The 20,608-nt window shown below is 73.3% G+C and carries 15 protein-coding genes and 1 pseudogene; 6 read left to right on the top strand and 10 right to left on the bottom strand.

Annotation, left to right across the window (positions count from 1 at the left end):
- Positions 1–188: 188 nt before the first annotated feature.
- Positions 189–266 carry an SEC-C metal-binding domain-containing protein gene (locus AH6_RS47215; protein ID WP_444978624.1) on the bottom strand — a complete coding sequence of 26 codons (78 nt, stop codon included), beginning with the start codon at positions 264–266 and terminating at the stop codon, positions 189–191.
- Between the two features lie 240 nt (positions 267–506).
- Positions 507–3,038: pseudogene (gene secA / locus AH6_RS31010) on the bottom strand (preprotein translocase subunit SecA); the annotation flags it as partial.
- 184 nt (positions 3,039–3,222) lie between these two features.
- Between secA and AH6_RS31005 the strand changes: the two are divergent.
- Positions 3,223–3,561 (top strand): HGxxPAAW family protein, encoded by a 339-nt coding sequence (locus AH6_RS31005; RefSeq protein ID WP_067487161.1) that lies wholly within the window; start codon positions 3,223–3,225, stop codon positions 3,559–3,561.
- 77 nt (positions 3,562–3,638) lie between these two features.
- Here the strand turns inward: AH6_RS31005 and AH6_RS31000 are convergent, their stop codons facing one another.
- The 7 genes from AH6_RS31000 to mtrA form a co-directional block, all read right to left on the bottom strand.
- A complete protein-coding gene (locus tag AH6_RS31000; RefSeq protein ID WP_067487158.1) occupies positions 3,639–4,850 on the bottom strand; it encodes a winged helix-turn-helix domain-containing protein in 1,212 nt (403 codons plus the stop codon).
- A gap of 54 nt (positions 4,851–4,904) precedes the next feature.
- The gene (locus tag AH6_RS30995; RefSeq protein ID WP_083983644.1) at positions 4,905–5,654 is read right to left on the bottom strand and encodes a response regulator; all 750 of its coding nucleotides are present in this window, start codon (positions 5,652–5,654) and stop codon (positions 4,905–4,907) included.
- Positions 5,655–6,563: 909 nt separating this feature from the next.
- Positions 6,564–7,241 (bottom strand): ribosome hibernation-promoting factor, HPF/YfiA family, encoded by a 678-nt coding sequence (gene hpf, locus AH6_RS30990; RefSeq protein ID WP_067487155.1) that lies wholly within the window; start codon positions 7,239–7,241, stop codon positions 6,564–6,566.
- Positions 7,242–8,045: 804 nt separating this feature from the next.
- Complete coding sequence (locus AH6_RS30985; protein ID WP_245679539.1) at positions 8,046–8,534, bottom strand: ComF family protein; 489 nt, start codon at positions 8,532–8,534, stop codon at positions 8,046–8,048.
- Positions 8,535–8,973: 439 nt separating this feature from the next.
- Complete coding sequence (locus AH6_RS30980) at positions 8,974–10,887, bottom strand: LpqB family beta-propeller domain-containing protein (protein ID WP_245679538.1); 1,914 nt, start codon at positions 10,885–10,887, stop codon at positions 8,974–8,976.
- Positions 10,884–12,659 (bottom strand): MtrAB system histidine kinase MtrB, encoded by a 1,776-nt coding sequence (gene mtrB / locus AH6_RS30975; protein ID WP_245679537.1) that lies wholly within the window; start codon positions 12,657–12,659, stop codon positions 10,884–10,886. Before mtrB ends, AH6_RS30980 begins: the two co-directional genes overlap by 4 nt.
- A gap of 273 nt (positions 12,660–12,932) precedes the next feature.
- A complete protein-coding gene (gene mtrA / locus AH6_RS30970; RefSeq protein WP_067487147.1) occupies positions 12,933–13,610 on the bottom strand; it encodes an MtrAB system response regulator MtrA in 678 nt (225 codons plus the stop codon).
- Between the two features lie 329 nt (positions 13,611–13,939).
- On the opposite strand from mtrA, the gene AH6_RS30965 reads away from it, so the two are divergent.
- Genes AH6_RS30965 through AH6_RS30945 form a run of 5 tightly spaced genes read left to right on the top strand, consistent with a single transcriptional unit; the run spans position 13,940 to position 19,503 of the window.
- On the top strand, positions 13,940–15,334 hold the full coding sequence (locus tag AH6_RS30965; RefSeq protein ID WP_067487144.1) for a hypothetical protein: 1,395 nt from the start codon (positions 13,940–13,942) through the stop codon (positions 15,332–15,334).
- Entirely contained in the window at positions 15,331–16,023 is a 693-nt protein-coding gene (locus AH6_RS30960) for a DUF4129 domain-containing protein (protein WP_067487176.1), read from the top strand. Before AH6_RS30965 ends, AH6_RS30960 begins: the two co-directional genes overlap by 4 nt.
- Positions 16,017–17,207 (top strand): DUF4350 domain-containing protein, encoded by a 1,191-nt coding sequence (locus AH6_RS30955; protein ID WP_067487141.1) that lies wholly within the window; start codon positions 16,017–16,019, stop codon positions 17,205–17,207. Before AH6_RS30960 ends, AH6_RS30955 begins: the two co-directional genes overlap by 7 nt.
- A gap of 8 nt (positions 17,208–17,215) precedes the next feature.
- The gene (locus AH6_RS30950; protein WP_067487139.1) at positions 17,216–18,211 is read left to right on the top strand and encodes an AAA family ATPase; all 996 of its coding nucleotides are present in this window, start codon (positions 17,216–17,218) and stop codon (positions 18,209–18,211) included.
- Positions 18,211–19,503: a DUF58 domain-containing protein gene (locus AH6_RS30945; RefSeq protein ID WP_067487136.1), complete on the top strand. Its 1,293-nt coding sequence runs from the start codon at positions 18,211–18,213 to the stop codon at positions 19,501–19,503. The genes AH6_RS30950 and AH6_RS30945 overlap by 1 nt, the downstream gene beginning before the upstream one ends.
- A gap of 86 nt (positions 19,504–19,589) precedes the next feature.
- Here AH6_RS30945 and AH6_RS30940 read toward each other — a convergent pair whose 3' ends face one another.
- Entirely contained in the window at positions 19,590–20,585 is a 996-nt protein-coding gene (locus AH6_RS30940) for a stage II sporulation protein M (RefSeq protein ID WP_067487133.1), read from the bottom strand.
- Positions 20,586–20,608 lie beyond the last annotated feature (23 nt).

The raw sequence follows: 20,608 nt of genomic DNA, 5'->3' as shown, positions 1-20,608 counted from the left end.
TCCCCGGTGGCCGGGGTTAGTGGTCATGTTCGGGCACGGGGCTGGGGTTGTTGGTCGAGTGCGGAGCGCGCGGGCTCAGGCTCAAACAGCGGCGCCGCCGGGCCCTGGAGGGCCCGGCGGCGCCGGTGAGAGATAAAGGGCTCTCTCGCTATCTCACAGCTGTCTAACCGTTGTTACACGACCTGCCTCTACTTGCTCCGCGGGTCACCGTGGCAGCGCTTGAACTTCTTCCCCGAGCCGCACGGGCACGGGTCGTTCCGGTTCACGCCCGCGTACTCGTCCGCCGTCTCCTCGGTGTGGTGCTCCACGCCGCCCTCGCCGTCCAGCGTCGGGGCCGAGTAGTCCAGCTTCTTCGGGCGCTGCGGCTCGTCCAGGCCCTTGGCGTGGATCGCCGGGACGTCGTCCTCCGGGGCGTCGTCCTCGGGCACGTCGTCGGTGTCGGCCGTCTTGTTCAGCGCCACCGGGTTCGCGCCGACGGTCGGGGCGGTGGGCTGGTCCTCCACCTCGACCTCCAGGTTGAACAGGTAGCCGACCGACTCCTCCTTGATGCCGTCGAGCATCGCGTTGAACATGTCGTAGCCCTCGCGCTGGTACTCCACCAGCGGGTCGCGCTGCGCCATGGCCCGCAGGCCGATGCCCTCCTGGAGGTAGTCCATCTCGTAGAGGTGCTCGCGCCACTTGCGGTCCAGGACCGACAGGATCACGCGGCGCTCCAGCTCGCGCATGACCTCGCTGCCGAGTTCCTGCTCGCGCTTGTCGTAGGCCGCGAAGGCGTCCTCGCGGACCTTCTCGGCCAGCGTCTCGGCGTCCAGGCCGGAGATGTCGCCGCCGACCTCCTCGACCAGGTCGTCGACGGTGAGGGAGATCGGGTAGAGCTGCTTGAACGCCTTCCACAACTTGTCGAGGTCCCACTCCTCGGCGAAGCCCTCGCCGGTGGCGCCCGCGACGTAGCCGTCCACGACCTCGTGGACCATGTTGCGGATCTGCTCCTGGAGGTCGGCACCCTCCAGGACCTTGCGGCGCTCGGCGTAGATCACCTTGCGCTGCCGGTTCAGGACCTCGTCGTACTTCAGGACGTTCTTGCGCATCTCGAAGTTCTGCTGCTCGACCTGGCTCTGCGCCGACTTGATCGCGCCGGAGACGACCTTGGACTCGATCGGCACGTCGTCGGGGATGTTGAGGCGGGTCATGATCGCCTCGACGCGGGCGGAGTTGAACAGCCGCATCAGGTCGTCCTCAAGGGACAGGTAGAAGCGGGACTCGCCCGGGTCGCCCTGGCGGCCGGAGCGACCGCGCAGCTGGTTGTCGATGCGGCGCGACTCGTGCCGCTCGGTCGCCAGCACGTACAGGCCGCCGGCCTCGGCGACCTCCTCGTGCTCGCCCTTCACCGCGTCCTTGGCCTTCTCCAGCGCCTCGGGCCAGGCGGCCTCGTACTCCTCGGGCGTCTCAAGGGGGTTCAGGCCGCGCTGGTGCAGCTCCAGGTCGGCGCGGAAGTCGGGGTTGCCGCCCAGCATGATGTCGGTGCCGCGGCCCGCCATGTTGGTGGCGACGGTGACCGCGCCCTTGCGACCCGCCTCGGCGATGATCGCCGACTCCTGCTCGTGGTGCTTGGCGTTCAGCACCTGGTGCGGGATGCCGCGCCGCTTGAGCATCTTGCTCAGCCGCTCGGACTTCTCCACCGAGGTGGTGCCGACCAGGACCGGCTGGCCGTTCTCGTGCCGCTCGGCGATGTCGTCGACGACGGCCTCGAACTTGGCCTGCTCGGTCTTGTAGACGACGTCGGCGACGTCCTTGCGGACCATCGGCTTGTTCGTCGGGATCGGCACCACGCCGATCTTGTAGGTCTTGTTGAACTCCGCCGCCTCGGTGTCGGCGGTGCCGGTCATGCCCGACAGCGTGCCGTAGAGACGGAAGTAGTTCTGGAGGGTGATGGTGGCCAGGGTCTGGTTCTCGTCCTTGATCGCCACCCCCTCCTTGGCCTCGATGGCCTGGTGCATGCCCTCGTTGTAGCGGCGGCCGTGCAGGATGCGCCCGGTGAACTCGTCGACGATCAGGACCTCGCCGTTCATGACGACGTAGTCCTTGTCGCGCTTGTACAGCTCCTTGGCCTTGAGGGCGTTGTTGAGGAAGCTGACCAGCGGCGTGTTGACCGAGTCGTAGAGGTTGTCGATGCCGAGGTAGTCCTCGACCTTCTCGACCCCGGCCTCGGTGATGCCGACGGTGCGCTTCTTCTCGTTGACCTCGTAGTCGCCGGGGCCGTACTGGTCGACCTGGCCGGCGGTGCTGACCAGCTCGGCGCGCTTCAGCCGCGGGACGATCTTGGCGAACTCGGCGTACCACTTGGAGTTCTGCTCGGCCGGGCCGGAGATGATCAGCGGGGTCCGGGCCTCGTCGATGAGGATCGAGTCGACCTCGTCCACGATCGCGAAGTTGTGGCCGCGCTGGACGCACTCCTCCAGGCTCCAGGCCATGTTGTCGCGCAGGTAGTCGAAGCCGAACTCGTTGTTGGTGCCGTAGGTGATGTCGCACTCGTAGGCGGCCCGGCGCTCTTCGGGGGTCATCTGCGGGAGGATGACGCCCACGTCGAGGCCGAGGAACTGGTGCACGCGGCCCATCCACTCGGCGTCGCGCTTGGCCAGGTAGTCGTTCACCGTGACCACGTGCACGCCCTTGCCGGACAGCGCGTTCAGGTAGGCGGGGAGCACGCAGGTGAGGGTCTTGCCCTCGCCGGTCTTCATCTCCGCGATGTTGCCCAGGTGCAGCGCGGCGCCGCCCATGATCTGGACGTCGTAGTGCCGCTGCCCCAGGACGCGCTTGGCGGCCTCGCGGGCGGTCGCGAACGCCTCGGGCAACAGGTCGTCCAGGCTCGCGCCCTCGGCGATCCGCTCCCGGTACTTGTCGGTCAGCTCACGCAGCTCGGCGTCGCTCATCTCGAGGAAGTCTTCCTCGATCGAGTTGACCTGATCCGCGAGCTTCTTGAGCTTGCGCAGGATTTTGCCTTCGCCCGCACGAAGGATCTTGTCGATGACTGGCGGCACTCTCGGAGGCTCCTTGCAGATCGTGGGTCACCGCTGGAGGGCGGTACGCACACCACACGTACGATGCCATCGTAGGCGAGACCCAGAATGGTCTAGGTCACCCTGCGACGCAATCCAGGACGGGTCCCGTTTGGCCCGTCAGGTCAAGGAAAGATCTCTCAGTGCACCTGAGGGGAGGCGCATCATGTCCGAGGAATCGCACGGCTCGCACGCCGGACGGCCCAGCTCGTGGGTCGCGGTTTCGATCATCTTCATCGGCTTCGCCATCGGTGGCGTGGCGTTGTGTTTGGGCCCCAACTGGCTGATGTTCTGGGTCGGTGCGGCGGTCATCGTGGTCGGTCTGGTGGTGAGCGCGGCGGTCGGGATCTTCTCTGACGTGGTGGTCGACGCGCCACGTGTCATCCCGGAGATCGTGGACTACTCGGTCTTCGGGAAGCGCACGGCCAGGCGCCGGGGCGGGAGGGCGGGCGAGACCATCGACAAGCCCGTCAAGACCGACACCCAGCACACCCCGCACGGCTGACGTCCGGTCCGTGGAGAACGGCCCGCCGCAGGATCGCACGTTGGGATCCCGGGCGGGTCGCTCTGTTTTGTCCATCCCTAGAGGAACGCGCGGAGCACCCCGGTGAGTTCCGCGTCACTCGCCCGTTCGATGCGGACGTCGTCGCAGCCCACCCAGTCGGCGGCGCGCCGCAACGCTTCGGCGAGGGCCGTCGCGGACGTCTCGATCTTGGCGGGCGTGGCGGCCCACGGTTCCAGCGACACCTGCCGGGCGACCAGCGTGCGGCCCTCGCGGCCGGGGTCGACCCGGCCGATCAGCCGCCCGCCCGCCAGCACCGGCATCGCGAAGTAGCCGTGCACCCGCTTGTGCTTGGGCACGTACGCCTCCAGCCGGTGGTCGAACCCGAACACGCGCGAGGCGCGGGCGCGGTCCCACACCAGCGAGTCGAACGGTGACAGCAGCGTGGTGACGTGCCATCCGCGCGCGGGCTCGGCCAGCGCGTCGGGGTCGGCCCAGGCGCGGTGCCGCCACCCGGCGACGGTGACGGGGACGAGCCCGGCGGCCTCGACGGCGGAGTCCACCTGCTCGCCCTTGAGACGGTAGTAGTCGGCCAGGTCGGCGCGGGTCGCCACGCCCAGCGCCCGTCCGGCGTGCCGCACCAGGTGGGCCAGGCATTCGGCCTCGCTCGGCTCGTGGCCCAGCAGCGGGGCGGGGATGGCGCGTTCGGCCAGGTCGTAGACGCGCCGCCAGCCGGTGCGGCGCACGCACACGACCTCGCCGAGGTCCAGCATCCACTCGATGGCGATCTTGTGCTCGCTCCAGGCCCACGAGTCCGACATCGAACCCGTGCCGGGACCCGAGCGCGCGCCGCCCAGGTCCTTGGTGGTGAGCGGCCCGTCGGCCTTCAGCCGGGCGCGCACCTCGTCGCACGCGCCCTCGGGCACCTGGTGCCAGCGGTGGCCGCGCTCGCGGAACGCGCGGCGGCGGAACGCGAAGTGCGGCCAGTCGGCCACCGGCAGGATCGACGCGGCGTGCGCCCAGTACTCGAACGTGCGGGCCTGGTGCGGCGCGGTGCCAGCGGGATCGCCCCAGTAGGCGGCGTCCACCGCGGCCCGGCCCACCGGACCGAGCCGCGCGTACGGCACCAGCTCGTGCGAGCGCGCCAGCACCGAGATCGTGTCGAGCTGGACGGCGCCCAGCCGGGCGAGCGCGCCCGGCACGCCGCCGCGGCGCGCGCCCGCGCCCAGCAGTCCCTGCGCGCGCAGTTGCAGGCGGCGCGCCTCGTCGGCGGAGAGTTCGGCGTAGGTCACGCCGTGATGCTAGAGGACGACACCGACAAAACGCCTTCGACGGTCACCTCCGGCTCAGGTGATCTCCAGCAGCTTCTCCCGGACCGCGTAGACGACCGCCTCCATCCGCGAGTGCAGCTGGAGCTTCTCCAGGATGTTGCGGACGTGGTTCTTCACGGTGTTCTCGGAGATGAACAGCTCCTTGGCGATCTCCCGGTTGCCCAGGCCGCGCGCCACCAGCCGCAACACCTCCATCTCGCGCTCGGTCAGCCGCGGCGCGGGCACCTGCTGGGTGCGCTCCTCGCTGCGCTTGGCCAGCGAGGCGAACTCGGTGATCAGCTTGGACGCCATCGACGGGCTGATCAGCGACTGCCCGCCGTGCACCGCGCGCACCGCCTGCGGCACCTCGTCGATGGAGATCTCCTTCAGCAGGTAGCCGCTGGCCCCCGCCTTGAGCGCCTCGAAGAGGTCCTCCTCCTCGTCGCTGATGGTCAGCATCACGATCTTGGAGCTGGGCGCGGCCTCCTTCATCGCGGTGCACGCCTCGATGCCGCTGCGGCGCGGCATGCGGATGTCCATCAGCACCACGTCGGGCAGCAGGTCGCCGGCCATCTGCACGGCCTCGTGCCCGTCGCCGCCCTCGCCGATGACCTCGATGTCCTCCTCGCCCTGGAGCACCATCTCCAGGCCGCGGCGGAACAGCGCGTGGTCGTCCACGATGAGCACGCGGATGGGGTCGGCCGACCCGCCGGACCCGCCGCGCGGGATGGCGCCGGCCTGGCGGGGCACCGCCGCGGCGCCGCGAGCCTCGGGAATCTCGCTCACCTGAGTCGCGGCGTGGAGGGGACGCCGCTTCCCCCCTTCGCAATCGGTGATCTGGGATCTATGCAGTTTCGGGATCCGGGGTGGCCCCCGGACGGGGTCGCCCGGGGTCGTCCCCGGACGGGTCGGCGCGCTCCCGGGGTGTCCCCCAGGCGGGCGCCGGGAAACCGGGGCGGTTCCGGACCGGCGCTCGCGCGGCCCGGGCCTTCCCGGGGTGGTACCGCCGGGAGCGCCCCCGGGATGTGCGGGACCGGGGCCGTGCTCGGCGTGGTGCGGGTCCGGGGGCGCGGGCCCCCGGGGCTTTGCGAGTCCGGGAGCGCTGGCTCCCGGGGTGGTACGGGCCCGGAGACGCGCCTCCAGGGTGGTGCAGGTCCCAGGGGCTCGGCCCCCGGGGTGGTGCGGATCCGGGAGCACGGGCCCTCGGGGTGGTGCAGACCGGGGGCGTTGACTCCCGGCGTGGTGCGGATCCGGGGGCGCAGCCCCCAGGGTGGTGCAGGTCCCAGGGGCGCAGCCCCGGGGTGGTGCGGGTCCGAGGGCACTGGCCCTCGGGGTGGTGCAGATCCAGGGGCATTTGGCTCCCGGCGTGGTGCGGGTTCGGGAGCGAAGGCTCCCGGGGTGGTGCCGGTCCGGGGGCGTGGGCCCTCGGGGTGGTGCGGGTCCGGTGCGGGTTTCCGTGTCCCTGGTGCGGGGCCGGGCTCCACCGGTCGGACGCCCGCCGTCCGGAGGCGTCCTCGGCCCAACGTGCTGGGGGCCGGGACCGTTCCCGGAGGGCCTGTGCACGGGCGCGCGGCCGGGCACCGACGCGCGGGACGAGCCCCGCGCGGCGCGCCCGGCCGCGGCGTCCGCGGCCTGCCGGCCGACGTCCTCTAGATCATGACACGCTTCGGGTCGTGACGTGACGCAAGTGCCACATCACTCTTCGACAAGGCGGATGACGCCGTAGTCCCAGCCGCGGCGGCGGTAGACCACCGAGGGCGAGCCGTTGGCCTTGTCGCGGAACAGGAAGAAGTCGTGGCCCACCAACTCCATCTCGAACAGGGCCTGCTCGATGCCCATCGGCTCGGCCTTGTGAAACTTCTCGCGGACGACGACCGGGCCGTCGCCGTCCATGGGGATCGGCACCAGGTTGCCATCGAGGTCGGAGGTCGCCTCGTCGGCGGCCGCCGCGGCGTCGGTGTCGGGGTCGGTACGGGTGTCGGGTTCGGCCACCGTGGCGACCGCCGCGCCGAACGCGGGCAGCGGCGCGGCCTCCATGGCGGCGAGCTTGGCGTTGTTGCGGCTGCCGTGGTGCGGCTTGCGCCGGTCGGCGTCGCGGCGGAGCCGGGACTCCAGCTTGTCCAGGGCCAGGTCGAGCGCGCCGTACCGGTCGTCGGCGGCGGCCTCGGCCCGCACCACCGGGCCGCGGCCGCGGATGGTGATCTCGACCCGTTCGCGCTGGTCGGCCAGGCGCGGGTTGCGCTCTTCGGACACCTCCACGTCCACGCGGGTGATCTTCTGGTTGAGCCGCTCGATCTTGGTCAGCTTGGTGTCGCAGTGCCGACGGAACCTGTCGTTGACGTCGGTGTGCCGGCCCCTCACGATGATGTCCACGCGGGACCCCCCTTCTCCCGGTTGTCGTTCGACGTTGGGACGGGGGTCTCCCCATCCCGACGCGAACTACACAGCTGGATGGGTCGCACCCGCCCGGCCGACCTGGTCTTCGTCCCCACATCCGCCTGCCGAGGGGCTCGCAGCTCTGTTGCCACTACTGCCCTTCTCCCGGTACGGAGGATGTCTGATCCTCCGGCGGGGCAGGACTTACCTCTAAGGCGCACCGTGATCGGTCGACGAGAAGTCGCCTTACGTGGGCCGTTTCGCCTGCGCCTGGCATCGGCTAGCCGGACCGCCTTCCGTGCTCGCGACGAGCACTGCGATCCAACGCAACCACGGACCCGGGCGGGTGCCATGTCAGGAACGCTAACCCCTTACGCCACGAATGTCAGGGGGGTGGAGGGAGGAAAAACTCACTGACCGTCATCGGAGGGCCCTCCGGAGGGGTGCCCGGGGCCCCTCCGGCCGCCGCTCACATGCCGTGAAACCCTGTATGCGCAGGGGTTGCGGCCGATCGTCGGGACGCAGGTCAGCGGGACCTCACCACCGGTCTGGTTTGCAAAATCTCTACTCGGCAACGGACCATCGGTGACCGTTGATATCGCAACCAATCACGCCATCGCCGACATCTCGGACGGTTGATGGTTACAACAGGTAACTACCGTCCGGGCGTGTCACCGTGAAGAAAGTCACCTTCCCCGGCACCGCCCAGTATCAGGCCCGCCAGTCCGACATCACCTGATCATGAGGGGTAGGCGGGGCGGCACGGCGCCGGGTCCGGCGCGGCGCGCGGGTGGTGGCGCGTCAGGAGCCGGGCCTACGGAGGGTGACCGCGACGGTCGCGGCGGCCGGAACGTCGGCGCCCGCCTCCTCCAGGGCCCGTGTCGCTTCCGCGAGGGTGTGCCCGGACGTCAGGACGTCATCCGCCAGGAGGGCCGTGCGGCCCGCTACGTCTGCGGCCGGGTGCGTTTCCAGGGCACCGGCCAGGTTCGCAGCGCGAGCGGGCCGGGACAGGGCCGCCTGGTCGCGGACGCGGCGGCACTGGCGCAGGGCCGCCAGGCCCGTGGCAGGCAGACCGGCACGGCGCAGTTCCCGGACGGCCGCCTCCGCCATGCGGCGCATGTGGTCGTGGCCACGGCGGCGCACGGCGCGGCGGGCTGACGGAACGGGGACCACCAGGAAGGGGCCGTCGGTCGGCATGTCGGCTGTCGCGGCTTTGAGGGCCTGAGCCAAGGCGCGTCCCAACGGATCGACCAGGGGCGTGCGGCCGTCGTCCTTGTAGGCGGTGATCATCTTGCGGACCGGGCCCGCGTAGGCGGTGACCGACCAGACCGGTGGCAGGACGGGCGATGCGGGGCCGGGGCTGCCCCGGGTGGGGGCAGAGTCCAGTAAGGCCCCGCAGCGGCCACAGAGAAGCCCTGAGGGCCGGGAACAGCCCGCGCAGCGTAGCGGGAGGAGCAGATCGAGGAAGGCGGTGTACGAGCGCATGAGACAAGTCTGCGCCGTCCGGCGGGACTTCGGGCGACGAGTTTCCAGCCTGTGGATAACTTCGGCGCCCAGTCGGGGTGGGGCAGGTTCGTCGGGACGGGTAGGGCAGGTCCGTGAGGCTGGGTGGGGCGGGTCCGTCGGGCCGGGGCCGTCGGGACAGGTGGGCCGGGGCCGTCAGGCCGGGCGGGCGGGATCCGTCAGTTCAGGTGGGCCGGGTCCGTTGGGGTGGGGTGGGGCCGGTTCTTCAGTTCGGGTAGGTCGGGTCCGTCGCCGGGATCGAGCATGTCCACTCGCTGAACTGCTCGCTCGGGTTGCGCTGCCGGCACACCCGCAGCCCCTCCGACGTCCGGGTGCCGATCAGCACCGGGGCCCCGGGCGCGGCCGCGATCGTGCGGGCCGAGTTCAGCACCCCGCCGCCCAGCGGCGAGATCGCGCCGCCGCCGACCGGCATCAGGTAGGGCAGCACCGTCTCGTCCAGCTCCTTGCGGCCCAGGACCGCGAGGCTGCCGTAGTCGCGCCAGGACAGGTCGCGTGCGTCGGGCAGCTCGGAGCTGACCGGCAGGAACGACCCCACGTCCAGCGCCCCGTCGGGCGCGCGGATGACGCGGCCGAGCTGCACCTGGTTCATGCCCTCGATGCGGACGATGACGGCCGCGCGCACCCCGTCGCGGGCGACCTGGAAGGCCAGCACCTGGCGGCCGCTCAGCCCCCACACCTTGACCTGCACGGGCGGGCCGCCGCGCTCGCGCACCCACAACCAGGACTTGTCGGCGCTGCTCTCGACCGTCCACAGGCGGCCGTGGCGGTCGAAGGCGGGCGCGGTGAAGCGCGACTGCTTGCCCCGCCCGGTCAGCAGGGGGCGCAGGCGCTGGTCCCCGGCCAGGTCGGTGACCAGGACCTGGTCGCCCTTGCGGCTGAGCCCGGCGGCTTCCCGGCGGTCGGGCGAGACGGCGGGGCGGCTGAGGCGGCCCGCGTCGTTGGTCATCACCGGCTGCGGCTTGTCGGCGGCCAGGCGGCTCAGGTCGCCGGCCAGGCCCATCGCGTACGCCTCGCCGCCGCGGTGCTCGCGCGGGCCGTCGGGGGCGTACTCCTCCCAGGACCGCGACACCGGCTGGGTCTCGCCCATGCCCTCGGGCGTGTAGTTCTCGCCGTCGATCCGCAACTTCCAGTAGCGGATCTCCGACAGCTGCCGCAGCGTCCAGCTGAGCTGCGCCGACATCCGCCGCAGGTCGCCGGAGGCGGCCTCCCGGCTCAGCTCCACGGTGGCGATCTCGTTGTCGACGGTGACGCCGCGCAGCTTGGTGCCGGCCGGGAACTCGCTGCGCACCGCGTCGCGCAACCACGACGTCGGGCCGCCCAGCAGCGCCTGGACGAGCTGGGCGGGCAGGCTCTGCCGGTCGACCAGCGGCAGGAAGATCCCGTTGGGCACCAGCGCGCCCCGGTCGGGGCCGAAGAAGTACAGGTCGACGGTGCGGAACGCGCGCTCCACGTCGCTCTTGGTCAGCAGCAGCCGCGCTCCGGCGTCGCCCGACAGCCCGGCGATCCGCCATCCGGCCTGCGGGTTCTTGGCCAGGTCGAAGGTGACGGCGACCTTCTTGGGGTCGGCGACGTACTGGCCGTCGGCGCGGATCGCGCCGAGCTGCTCGCCCTCCACCCGGACGGTGGCCTGGACGGCGTCCTGCTTGACCATGACGGGCTGGAGCCGGTCCTTGAAGACGGTGACCGACGGGCGCGGGCCGGGCGTCCACGCGCCGGGTTTGGCCAGGTAGGAGCGGGCGACGCGCTGCCCGTCGTCGAAGCTGCCGGAGGCCGCCAGGAAGCCCGACACGACCTGGTCGGGGGCCCAGCCGGCCTTCGGCGGGACCGGGATGATGCGGACGTAGGGGTCGTCGACCTGGTCGGCGCGCTCGACGGCCTTGCCGGACACCACGCGGCCGCTGGTGGGGACGTTGGCGCAGCCGACCGCGCCGATGGTGAGCGCCGCGGCGGCGGCCAGCGCGGCCGGGACGCGCCGCATGCGCGGCTCGCGGGCCTGCTCCGGGCGCTCCCCGAGCTGCCCTGGACGCTGCTTGCCGAGGTCCCCGGCCCGGTCGCGGCCCTGCTTCCCGGGCCCGCCGGCGGAGCCGGTCTCGTGCGCGGTGCCATACCCCGACGTCATTCGCCCGCCTCCAGTTCGGCGAACAGCGGCCGCGCCCCGCCCACGCCCGGCGGCACCAGCGGCAGCGGCGAGCCGCGCAGCTCGGTGCCCGCCACGCGCGGCAGCGACAGCCGGAACTGCGAGCCCGCGCCCGGCTCGCCCCACGCCTGGAGCCAGCCGCCGTGCAGCTGGGCGTCCTCGCGCGAGATGGACAGGCCGAGCCCGGTGCCGCCCGTCGTGCGGGCGCGCGCGGGGTCGGCCCGCCAGAAGCGGTCGAACACCATCTGGCCCTCCCCCGGTTTCAGCCCGACGCCGTGGTCGCGGACGGCCACCGCCACCGCGTCGCGGTCGGCGGCCACCGACACCACGATGTCCTCGCCCTCGCCGTGCTCGACGGCGTTGACCAGCAGGTTGCGCAGGATGCGCTCCACGCGGCGGCGGTCGACCTCGGCCATGCACGGCTCGCCGGGCAGTTGCAGCACGACCTTGCTGCCCTTGCGCTCGGCGAGGCCCTGGATGTCGCCGACGCAGCGCAGCACCAGGTCGCGCATGTCCAGCGACTCGGCGTCCAGGGTGGCCGCGCCCGCGTCGTGGCGGCTGATCTCCAGCAGGTCGGCCAGCAGCGACTCGAAGCGCTCCAGCTGGCTCTGCAGCAGCTCGGCCGAGCGGCCGACGGCGGGGTCGTCGAAGGTGTCGCGGCTCTCGTAGAGCATGTCGGCGGCGATGCGGATGGTGGTGAGCGGGGTGCGCAGCTCGTGCGAGACGTCCGACACGAACTGCCGCTGCACCTGCGACAGGTCCTCCAGCTCGCCGATCTTCTCCTGGAGGTTGGCGGCCATGTCGTTGAACGAGCGGGCGAGGCGCGCGAGGTCGTCCTCGCCGCGCACCCGCATGCGCTCCTCCAGCCGTCCGGCGGCCAGCCGCTGCGCGCCCTGGGCGGCGAGCCGGACGGGCGTGACGACCTGCCGGGTGACCAGCGAGGCGATCGCGGCCAGCAGCAGCACCAGCACCACGCCGACCCCGACCAGCGACCGGCTGACCAGCGTCAGCGTGTGCTGCTCCTGGGTGAGCGGGAACAGGTAGTACAGCTCCAGCTGGCCGGTCTTGCCGCCCATGATCAGGCCCTGGACGGGCGCGCCCTTGTTGTAGGTCAGCCAGCCGTAGGTGTAGACGCGGGCGCCGGTCGGGGCGTGCCGCAGCTCCTCGCGCATGCGCTGCGGCACGCTCTCGCTGAGCAGCTCGTTGGTGGCGAAGCCGTCGTAGGTCTGCTCGCGGGTGTCGCGGATGTAGACCTCGTACAGGCCGGACGGGCCGCTGCGGGCCTTCAGGCCGTCCACGGCGCGCTTGAGGCGGTCGGTGTCGTCGGTGGTGCTGCCCCGGTTGCCGAGGTCGCGCTGCACCTGGGCGAGGCCGTCGTCGAGCTGGGCCTGGGCCGTCTTGGCCTTGCCGTCCATCAGGGCGTTGGACATGCGCTGGGTGATGAAGATGCCGAGGATCGCCACGACGACCGCCGACAGGACCAGCGTCCAGGTCACCACGCGGATCTGGAGGGAGCGGCGCCAGCGCGAGTAGCCGCTGCGGAAGACGCGGCGCAGGGCGCGGCGGGCCCTGGCGAGGGCGCGGCGGGAGCGTCCGGCGCCGGCGCGGCCGGGACGTCCGGCCGGTCCGGTGGCGGTGCGGCCCCGGCGCAGCGGACGGACGGCGCGCCGGCGGGTGACGCCGCTCACCGGGACGCCACGCCCGCGCCGCCCGGGAGGGGGCGACGCGTCCTGCGCGTGCTGGGGCATCGGCATCCGCGCACGCTGCGCGTGTCACGCGTCCCATGGATGCCACACGTCCCGTGGGGGCCGCGCATCCCGTGAGGGCCGCGCGTCCCGTGGATGCCGCGTGTGCTGTGTGTTCCGCGGGTGTTGAGCACGCTGTGCTTCTTGCGCGTGCCGTGCGTCCCGCTAGCGGTCTCCAGGGCCCGCCGGGGCAGCCCGAGGGCCCGCGCCTGCCGGGCAGGGCGGGTCGGGCGGGGTCGGCGGGCCACCGGAGGGCGCGGCGGGCTCATCGGGACGGCGCGTTCAGGCCGGGCCGGCCTTGTAGCCGACGCCCCGGACGGTCACCACGATCTCCGGCCGCTCCGGGTCCTTCTCGATCTTGGCGCGCAGCCGCTGCACGTGCACGTTGACCAGCCGGGTGTCGGCCGCGTGCCGGTAGCCCCACACCTGCTCCAGCAGCACCTCGCGGGTGAAGACCTGGCGCGGCTTGCGGGCCAGCGCCACCAGCAGGTCGAACTCCAGCGGGGTCAGCGGGATGTGCCGGTCGGCGCGCTTGACCGAGTGGCCCGCCACGTCGATGGTGATGTCGCCGATCTGCAGCGTCTCGGGAGCGGGCTCGTCGGTGCGGCGCAGCCGGGCCCGCACGCGCGCCACCAGCTCCTTGGGCTTGAACGGCTTGACGATGTAGTCGTCGGCGCCCGACTCCAGCCCGAGCACCACGTCCACGGTGTCGCTCTTGGCGGTCAGCATGACGATCGGGATGCCGGACTCGGCGCGGATCTGGCGGCACACGTCGATGCCGTCGGCGCCGGGCAGCATCAGGTCCAGCAGCACCAGGTCGGGCCGGGTCTCCCGGAACGCCTCCAGCGCCTTGTCGCCGTCGTGCACGAACGACGGTTCGAAACCCTCGCCCCTCAGCACGATGCCGAGCATCTCGGCGAGAGCGAGATCGTCGTCGACGACCAGTACACGTCCTCTCATGGCCCTCATCGTCACTAGGTCGGGGTTCGGTGGGGATCGGGATTCCGGCGGCGGACCGCCGCCTTCGGGACCGGGTCCGGGCCCACCTCGCCAGGGTGAGATATGCCTCGGCACGCAAGGTTACCTGCGTTTGCCTCGTACATGACTCCCCCTGATTTCCCGAAACCGGGTCCTGACCCGCCTCGGCCGCGTCCGATGCCTGGCGGGCGGGCCTGCGGGACGCGGGGGAAAGGGCGCGGCACGCCGGGCCCCGACCCGGACTGTACGGGCAATCCAGGCGGTCCGACATGACAGGATGACCGGATCCGACAGGCGCATGGGGAGTTGGCATGGCGAGACCGGAGGAGCGGGGCGGCGACGCGACCGCGCCCGCCGATGTGCCCGCCGACGCCTCCATCAACCCGTCCGGCGACACGCCGGGGAGCCCGGCGGATGGCATGCCCGTCTGGACATTGGGCAGCCCGGCTGTCGGCGCGGCTGGCGGGATGCCGGGCAGCCCGATCGGCGACGCGGCCAGTGGGATGTCGAACGGCCCGGCCGTCGGCGCGGCCAACGGAATCCCGGGCAGCTCGGCCGATGGCGCGTCTCAGGGGACGCCGGGCGGCCCCGCCGACGGAACGCCGGGCGGTGCGGCCGACGACGCGCCCGCTGACCTGGCTTCCATGGACACCGCCACCCTTCTCGGCGGGGACATCCCGTTCCGCCCCATGTCGATCTCGGAGATGCTCGACGGCGCCGTCGCAGGCATCCGCCGCGCCCCCCGCACCACGCTGGGCCTGTCGCTCGCCGTCACCACCGTCATCCAGGTGGCCGGTTCGGTCACCGCCTACTTCTTCGTCGGCGACCAGGCCCGCGACGAGGTCACCCCGAGCGTGCTGCTGCGCTCGCTCGGCGCCCAGTTCACGCTGGGGATGATCAGCCTGGTGCTGTCGGCCTACGGCGTGCTGCTGCTGGCCGGGCTGCTCGGCCCGGTGCTCGGCCGGGGCCTGTTCGGGCTGCCCAACCCGCCGCGCCAGGCGTGGCGGGACGCCCGGCCCAAGGTCGGCGCGCTGCTGGTCGTCAGCCTGGCGATCATGGGGGCGGCGCTGCTGGGGCTGCTGGTGCCGGCCGGGCCGTTCCTGGCGCTGCTGGCGGTGGACGCGCATCCGGCGCTGAGCGCGCTGGCGGCGATCGTCGGCGTCCCGGCCGGGATCGCGCTGATGGTGTGGTTGTACGTGCTGCTGGTGCTGGCCGCGCCCGCGGTGGTGCTGGAGCGCCAGCCGGTCGGGAGGGCGCTGGCCCGCGCCCGGCACCTGTCGCGGGGCCGCTGGTGGCGGACCTGCGGGACGTTGCTGCTGGCCCTGCTGGTGACGGTGTTCATGGGGTTCTTCGCCCTGCGCATCCCGTTCCTGCTCGCCCAGCTGATCTTCTTCGGGGACGCGGAGGGCGGCGGCGCGGCCCTCGGCGCGCTGGCGCTGGACACCGTGGGCCGGATCGTGAGCTGGTCGGTGGTGCTGCCGTTCGACGCGGGCGTGATCGCGCTGCTGTACATGGACCGCCGGATGCGCCGCGAGGGCATGGACCTCGACCTGCGCACCCGCTCCCGGGCCGGGGCGGACGGCTTCTTCGAGCTCTGGCGGCCGGCGGAACGGCCCGCCCAGCCGCCGACGCAGCCGCCTTTCCAGCCGCCCGCGCAGCCCCCGAACCAGTGGCCCGCGGCACGCCCGGAGGCCGGACGCCGATGATCCGCACCGATCCCATCGGCCGCGACGAGGCCCGCGAGCTGGCCCGCCGCGAGCTGGACAAGCCCATCTACCAGCGCGACAAGCCGTCCTGGCTGGAGCGGGCCTGGGACTCCTTCTCCGACTGGCTGCGCGAGCTGTTCCAGCGCACCGCCCAGCCCGAGGCGCACGGCAGCGGCGCGATGGGCTGGGTGTCCTGGGTGGTGATCATCGTGCTGCTGCTGGCGGCGGTCGCCCTGGTGGTGTGGCTGATGCGCGGCGGCCGCAACGTGCGCTCGGCGCAGGACGCGCTGCTGGACGACGCGCCGTCCTCGGCCCTGGACCACCGCGCCGAGGCCGAACGGCTGGCCGCCACCGGCGCGTGGCCCCAGGCGATCCGCGAGCGGCTGCGCGCGCTGGCCCGCGACCTGGAGGAGCGCGCCATCCTGGCGCCCCGTCCGGGCCGCACCGCCGACGAGCTGGCGGCCGAGGCGGGCGAGGCGCTGCCGGACCTGGCGGGCGACCTGGCCGCCGCCGTGCGGATCTTCGACGACGTCTGGTACGGCGACCGTCCGGGCAGCGCGCCCGCCTACGAGCAGGTCAAGGCCGTGGACGACCGCGTCCGCGCGGCCCGCCCCCGCGCCCTGGACGACGAGCGCGCCGACGACCCCGCGCTGACCGGCGCCGACCAGGACGGGGGCCCGCGATGGTGACGCGCGCGGGAACGCCGGACGGGGCCGCCGTTCCGTCGGCGCGGCAGGTCGCCGGGCGGCGCTGGCGCGCCTCGCGCGGGGTGCTGCTCGCGCTCCTCGCCATGGTCGCCATCGCGGTGGCGCTGGCCGCGCTGCGCCCCTCCGGCACCGCGCAGGACCTCGACCCCACCTCGCCCGGCGCGGGCGGCACCCGTGCCCTCGCCGAGATCCTCAAGCAGCGCGGCACACCCGTCGCGGTGTCCCGCCGGGCCGCCGACGCCGCCGGACGCGCCACCGGCGACGCGGTCCTGGTCGTCACCCGGACCGAGCGCCTGACCGACGCCGACCTGGAGCGCCTGCGCTCGGCCCCCGGCGACCTGCTGCTGGTCGCGCCCGGCCGCGACGCCCTGGCCGCGCTCGCCCCGGGCGTCCGGGAGGCCGCCCCCAGCTTCGAGCGCGCCGACGACCCCGACTGCGCCCTGCCCGCCGCCGCCCAGGCCGGGCGCGCCACGTTCGCCAACGCCGAGACCTACGAGGTCCCGCCCGGCGCGACCGGCTGCTACCAGGCCGACGGGCTGCCCCGCCTCGTGCAGGCGTCGATCGGCGGCCGCACCGTCACCGTCCTCGGCTCCAGCTCCCCGCTCACCAACGAGCACCTGGCCGAGGAGGGCAACGCCGCGCTGGCGATGAACCTGGTCGGGGCCCGCTCCTCGATGGTGTGGCTGATCCCCGACCTGCCCGAGCCGGGCGCGGAGGGCGGCGAGCGGACGCTGGGCGACCTGCTGCCGTTCGGCGTCAAGCTGTTCTTCCTGGAGCTGCTGGTCGCGGTCGTGCTGGTGGCGTTGTGGCGCTCCCGGCGGCTGGGGCCGGTGGTGGCCGAGGCGCTGCCGGTGGTGGTGCGCTCCAGCGAGACCGTGGAGGGGCGCGCGCGCCTCTACCGGGCCCACCGCGCCCGCGACCGGGCCGCCGACGCGCTGCGCGCCGGGGCCCGCGAGCGCCTGGTGCCGCTGCTGGGACTGCCGCGCGGCGCGGCGCAGGACCCCGCCGCCGCGAACGGGATCGTCTCGGCGGTCGCGCTGCGCACCGGCCGGGCCGAGGCCGAGGTGGGCGCGGCCCTGTACGGTCCCGAACCGGCCGACGACGCCGGGCTCGTCCGGCTCTCCGATCTTCTCGACGACCTGGAAAGGCAGGTACGCGACTCGTGAACCACCCTGTGGACCTCGACAAGGACGACGACGTCCCGGCGGACGCCCCGCCGGCGGGCGCCGAGGAGGCGCGGGCGGCGCTGGCCGCGCTGCGCGCCGAGGTCGGCAAGACCGTCGTCGGCCAGGACTCGGTGGTGACCGGGCTGGTCATCGCGCTGCTGTGCCGCGGCCACGTGCTGCTGGAGGGCGTGCCGGGCACGGCCAAGACGCTGCTGGTCAAGACGTTGTCGCGGGCGCTGGACCTGGACTTCAAGCGGGTGCAGTTCACCCCGGACCTGATGCCGGGCGACGTCACCGGCTCGATGGTCTACGACGCGCGCACCGCCGAGTTCGACTTCCGGGCCGGGCCGGTGTTCACCAACCTGCTGCTCGCCGACGAGATCAACCGCACCCCGCCCAAGACGCAGGCGTCGCTGCTGGAGGCGATGGAGGAGCGGCAGGTGTCGGTGGACGGCAAGGCCCGCCCGCTGCCCGACCCGTTCGTGGTGTGCGCGACGCAGAACCCGGTCGAGTACGAGGGCACCTACCCGCTGCCCGAGGCGCAGCTCGACCGCTTCCTGGTGAAGCTGACGGTGCCGGTCCCGTCCCGGGACGAGGAGATCGCGATGCTCCAGCGGCACGCGTCCGGCTTCGACCCGCGCGACCTGTCGCGGGTGCGGCCGGTCGCTGGGGCGGCGGAGCTGGCGGCCGGGCAGGCGGCGGTGCGCACGGTGCACCTGGACGCCAAGGTCGCCGCGTACGTGGTGGACCTGTGCCGCGCGACCCGGCAGTCGCCGTCGCTGGCGCTCGGGGTGTCGCCGCGCGGCGCGACCGCGCTGCTGGCGACCTCGCGCGCGTGGGCGTGGTTGTCGGGCCGCGACTACGTGACGCCCGACGACGTGAAGGCGCTGGCCCGCCCGACGTTGCGGCACCGGGTCCAGCTGCGGCCCGAGGCCGAGCTGGAGGGCGCGACCGCCGACGGCGTGCTGGAGGGCATCCTCGCCCACGTCCCCGCGCCGCGCTGATGGCGCTGACCGGGCGGCTCGGGCTGCTGGCGCTGCTCGGCGCGCTGGTGCCGCTGGTGCTGCCGAGCTGGAGCACCCTGTGGGTGTTGTGGGGCGTGCTGCTGGCGGGCGTGGTCGCGGACCTGCTGCTGGCGGGGAACGTGCGGGCGCTGCGCTTCCACCGGTCCGGCGACGCCAACGTGCGGCTCGGCGAGACCGCGCACGTGGCGCTGACGGTGGAGAACCTGGGGCGGCGGCGCGTCAAGGCGCGGCTGCGCGACGTGTGGCCGCCGAGCGCCGGGGCCGCGCCGCGCGTGACGCGGATCGACGTGCCCGCCGGGGAGCGGCGGCGCGTCGAGATGACGCTGGTGCCGTCGCGGCGCGGCGACCGCGAGGCCGTGACGGTCGTGGTGCGGTCGGTGGGGCCGCTGGGGCTGGCGGCGCGGCAGTTGTCGCGTCCCGCGCCGTGGCGGGTGCGGGTGCTGCCCGCCTTCCCCTCGCGCCGCCACCTGCCGGGCAAGCTGGCCAAGCTGCGCGAGCTGACCGGCGCGCACGTGGCGCTGATCCGGGGGCAGGGCACCGAGTTCGACTCGTTGCGCGAGTACGTGGACGGCGACGACGTGCGCTCCATCGACTGGCGGGCCACGGCGCGGCGCGGCGACGTCGTGGTGCGGACCTGGCGTCCCGAGCGCGACCGCCGCATCTACCTGGTCCTGGACACCGGCCGCACCGCCGCCGGGCGGGTCGGCGACGTCCCCCGGTTGGACTGCTCGATGGACGCGGCGCTGCTGCTGGGCGCTTTGGCGTCGCGGGCGGGCGACCGGGTGGACCTGCTGGCCTACGACCGGCGCGTACGCGCGCGCGTGGAGGGGGCCTCGCGCACCGACCTGCTGCCCGCGATGGTGCAGGCGATGGCGCCGCTGGAGCCGGAGCTGATCGAGAGCGACGCGGCGGGCATGGTGTCCACGCTGATGTCGCGGGTGCGGCAGCGGTGCCTGGTGGTGCTGCTGACGGAGCTGAACACCGCCGCGATCGAGGAGGGGCTGCTGCCGCTGTTGCCGCAGCTCACGGCGCGGCACATGGTGATGGTGGCGGCGATCTCGGACCCGCGGGTGACGGAGATGGCGGCGGCGCGCGGCGATCTGGCGGCGGTGTACGACGCGGCGGCGGCCGAGCGGGCGCGCGCGGACCGGCGTCGGCTGACGGCGGAGCTGCGCTCCTACGGCGTGGAGGTCGTGGACGCGCCGCCGGAGGAGATCGCGCCCGCGCTGGCCGACGCGTACCTGGCCCTGAAGGCCGCCGGCCGCCTGTGAGGGGTTCGGACGGCACCGGGCCGAACGCCGTGAGCAGACCGGACGTCGCGGACGGGCCGGACGCCGCGAGCGAGCCGGGCGGGGGGTCAGCCGGAGGTGGGGGCCAGGTCGGGGCGGAGCTCGGCGTCGCCCGTCTCGCCGCCGCGCACCGCGCGGCGGCCCAGCACCACCACGTACGCCAGGAACGCCGCCTCGGCCACCACGCCGATGCCGATGCGCAGCCACGTGACGTGCACCCAGCCCGTCACGAAGCCCTCGATCAGGCCCGACACCAGCAGCACCCCGATGAGCCCGAGCGCGATGCTCATCGCGGCGCGGCCCTCCTCGGCGAGCGCCTGGCCGCGCCGCCGGGGGCCGGGGTCGATGACCGTCCAGCCGAGTTTCAGGCCCGCCGCGACCGCCAGGTAGACGGCGGTCAGCTCCAGCAGGCCGTGCGGCAGGATCAGGCCGAAGAACACCTCGCCCTTGTCGTGGGCGAACATCAGGCCGCCGGTGACGCCCAGGTTGAGCTGGTTGCTCAGCAGGACGTAGATCGTCGGGATGCCCAGGAAGATGCCGAAGATCAGCGCGACCGCCGACACCCACGCGTTGTTGATCCACACCTGGAACGCGAACGAGGCCGCCGAGTGCTCGGTGTAGTAGTTGGCGAAGTCGTGCTCGACCAGCTCGCGCACCTGGTACGGGGTGGCGATCGCGGCCTGCACCTCGGGATTGCGCGCCACCCAGATGCCGAGGGCGAGCGTCAGCACGTTGCCCAGCAGCGCGTTGCCGAGCCACCACCAGCGCAACCGGTAGGCGGCGGCCGGGAACGCGACCGTGGCGAGGCGCGACACGTCCCGCCACAGCGGCGCTCGCGCGCCCGCGACGGCGGCGCGTCCGCGCGCCACCAGCGACGACAGGCGCGACACCAGCATCGGGTCGGGCGAGCTGGAGCGCACCACCGACAGGTGGGTGGCGGTCCGCTGGTACAGCTCGACCAGCTCGTCGATCTCGGGGCCGGACAGCTTGCGCCCGGAGTTGATCAGCTTCTCCAGGCGCTGCCACTCGGGGTTGTGCGCGGCCACGTAGGCGTCGACGTCCACCCGGCGAGACTAACGCCTCCCCC

Origin of the sequence: Actinomadura hibisca NBRC 15177 (assembly GCF_001552635.1) — a bacterium.
Lineage (GTDB): Bacteria > Actinomycetota > Actinomycetes > Streptosporangiales > Streptosporangiaceae > Spirillospora > Spirillospora hibisca.
The sequence above is the reverse complement of the archived record's forward strand: the minus strand, read 5'-3'. Positions and strand labels throughout refer to the sequence as shown.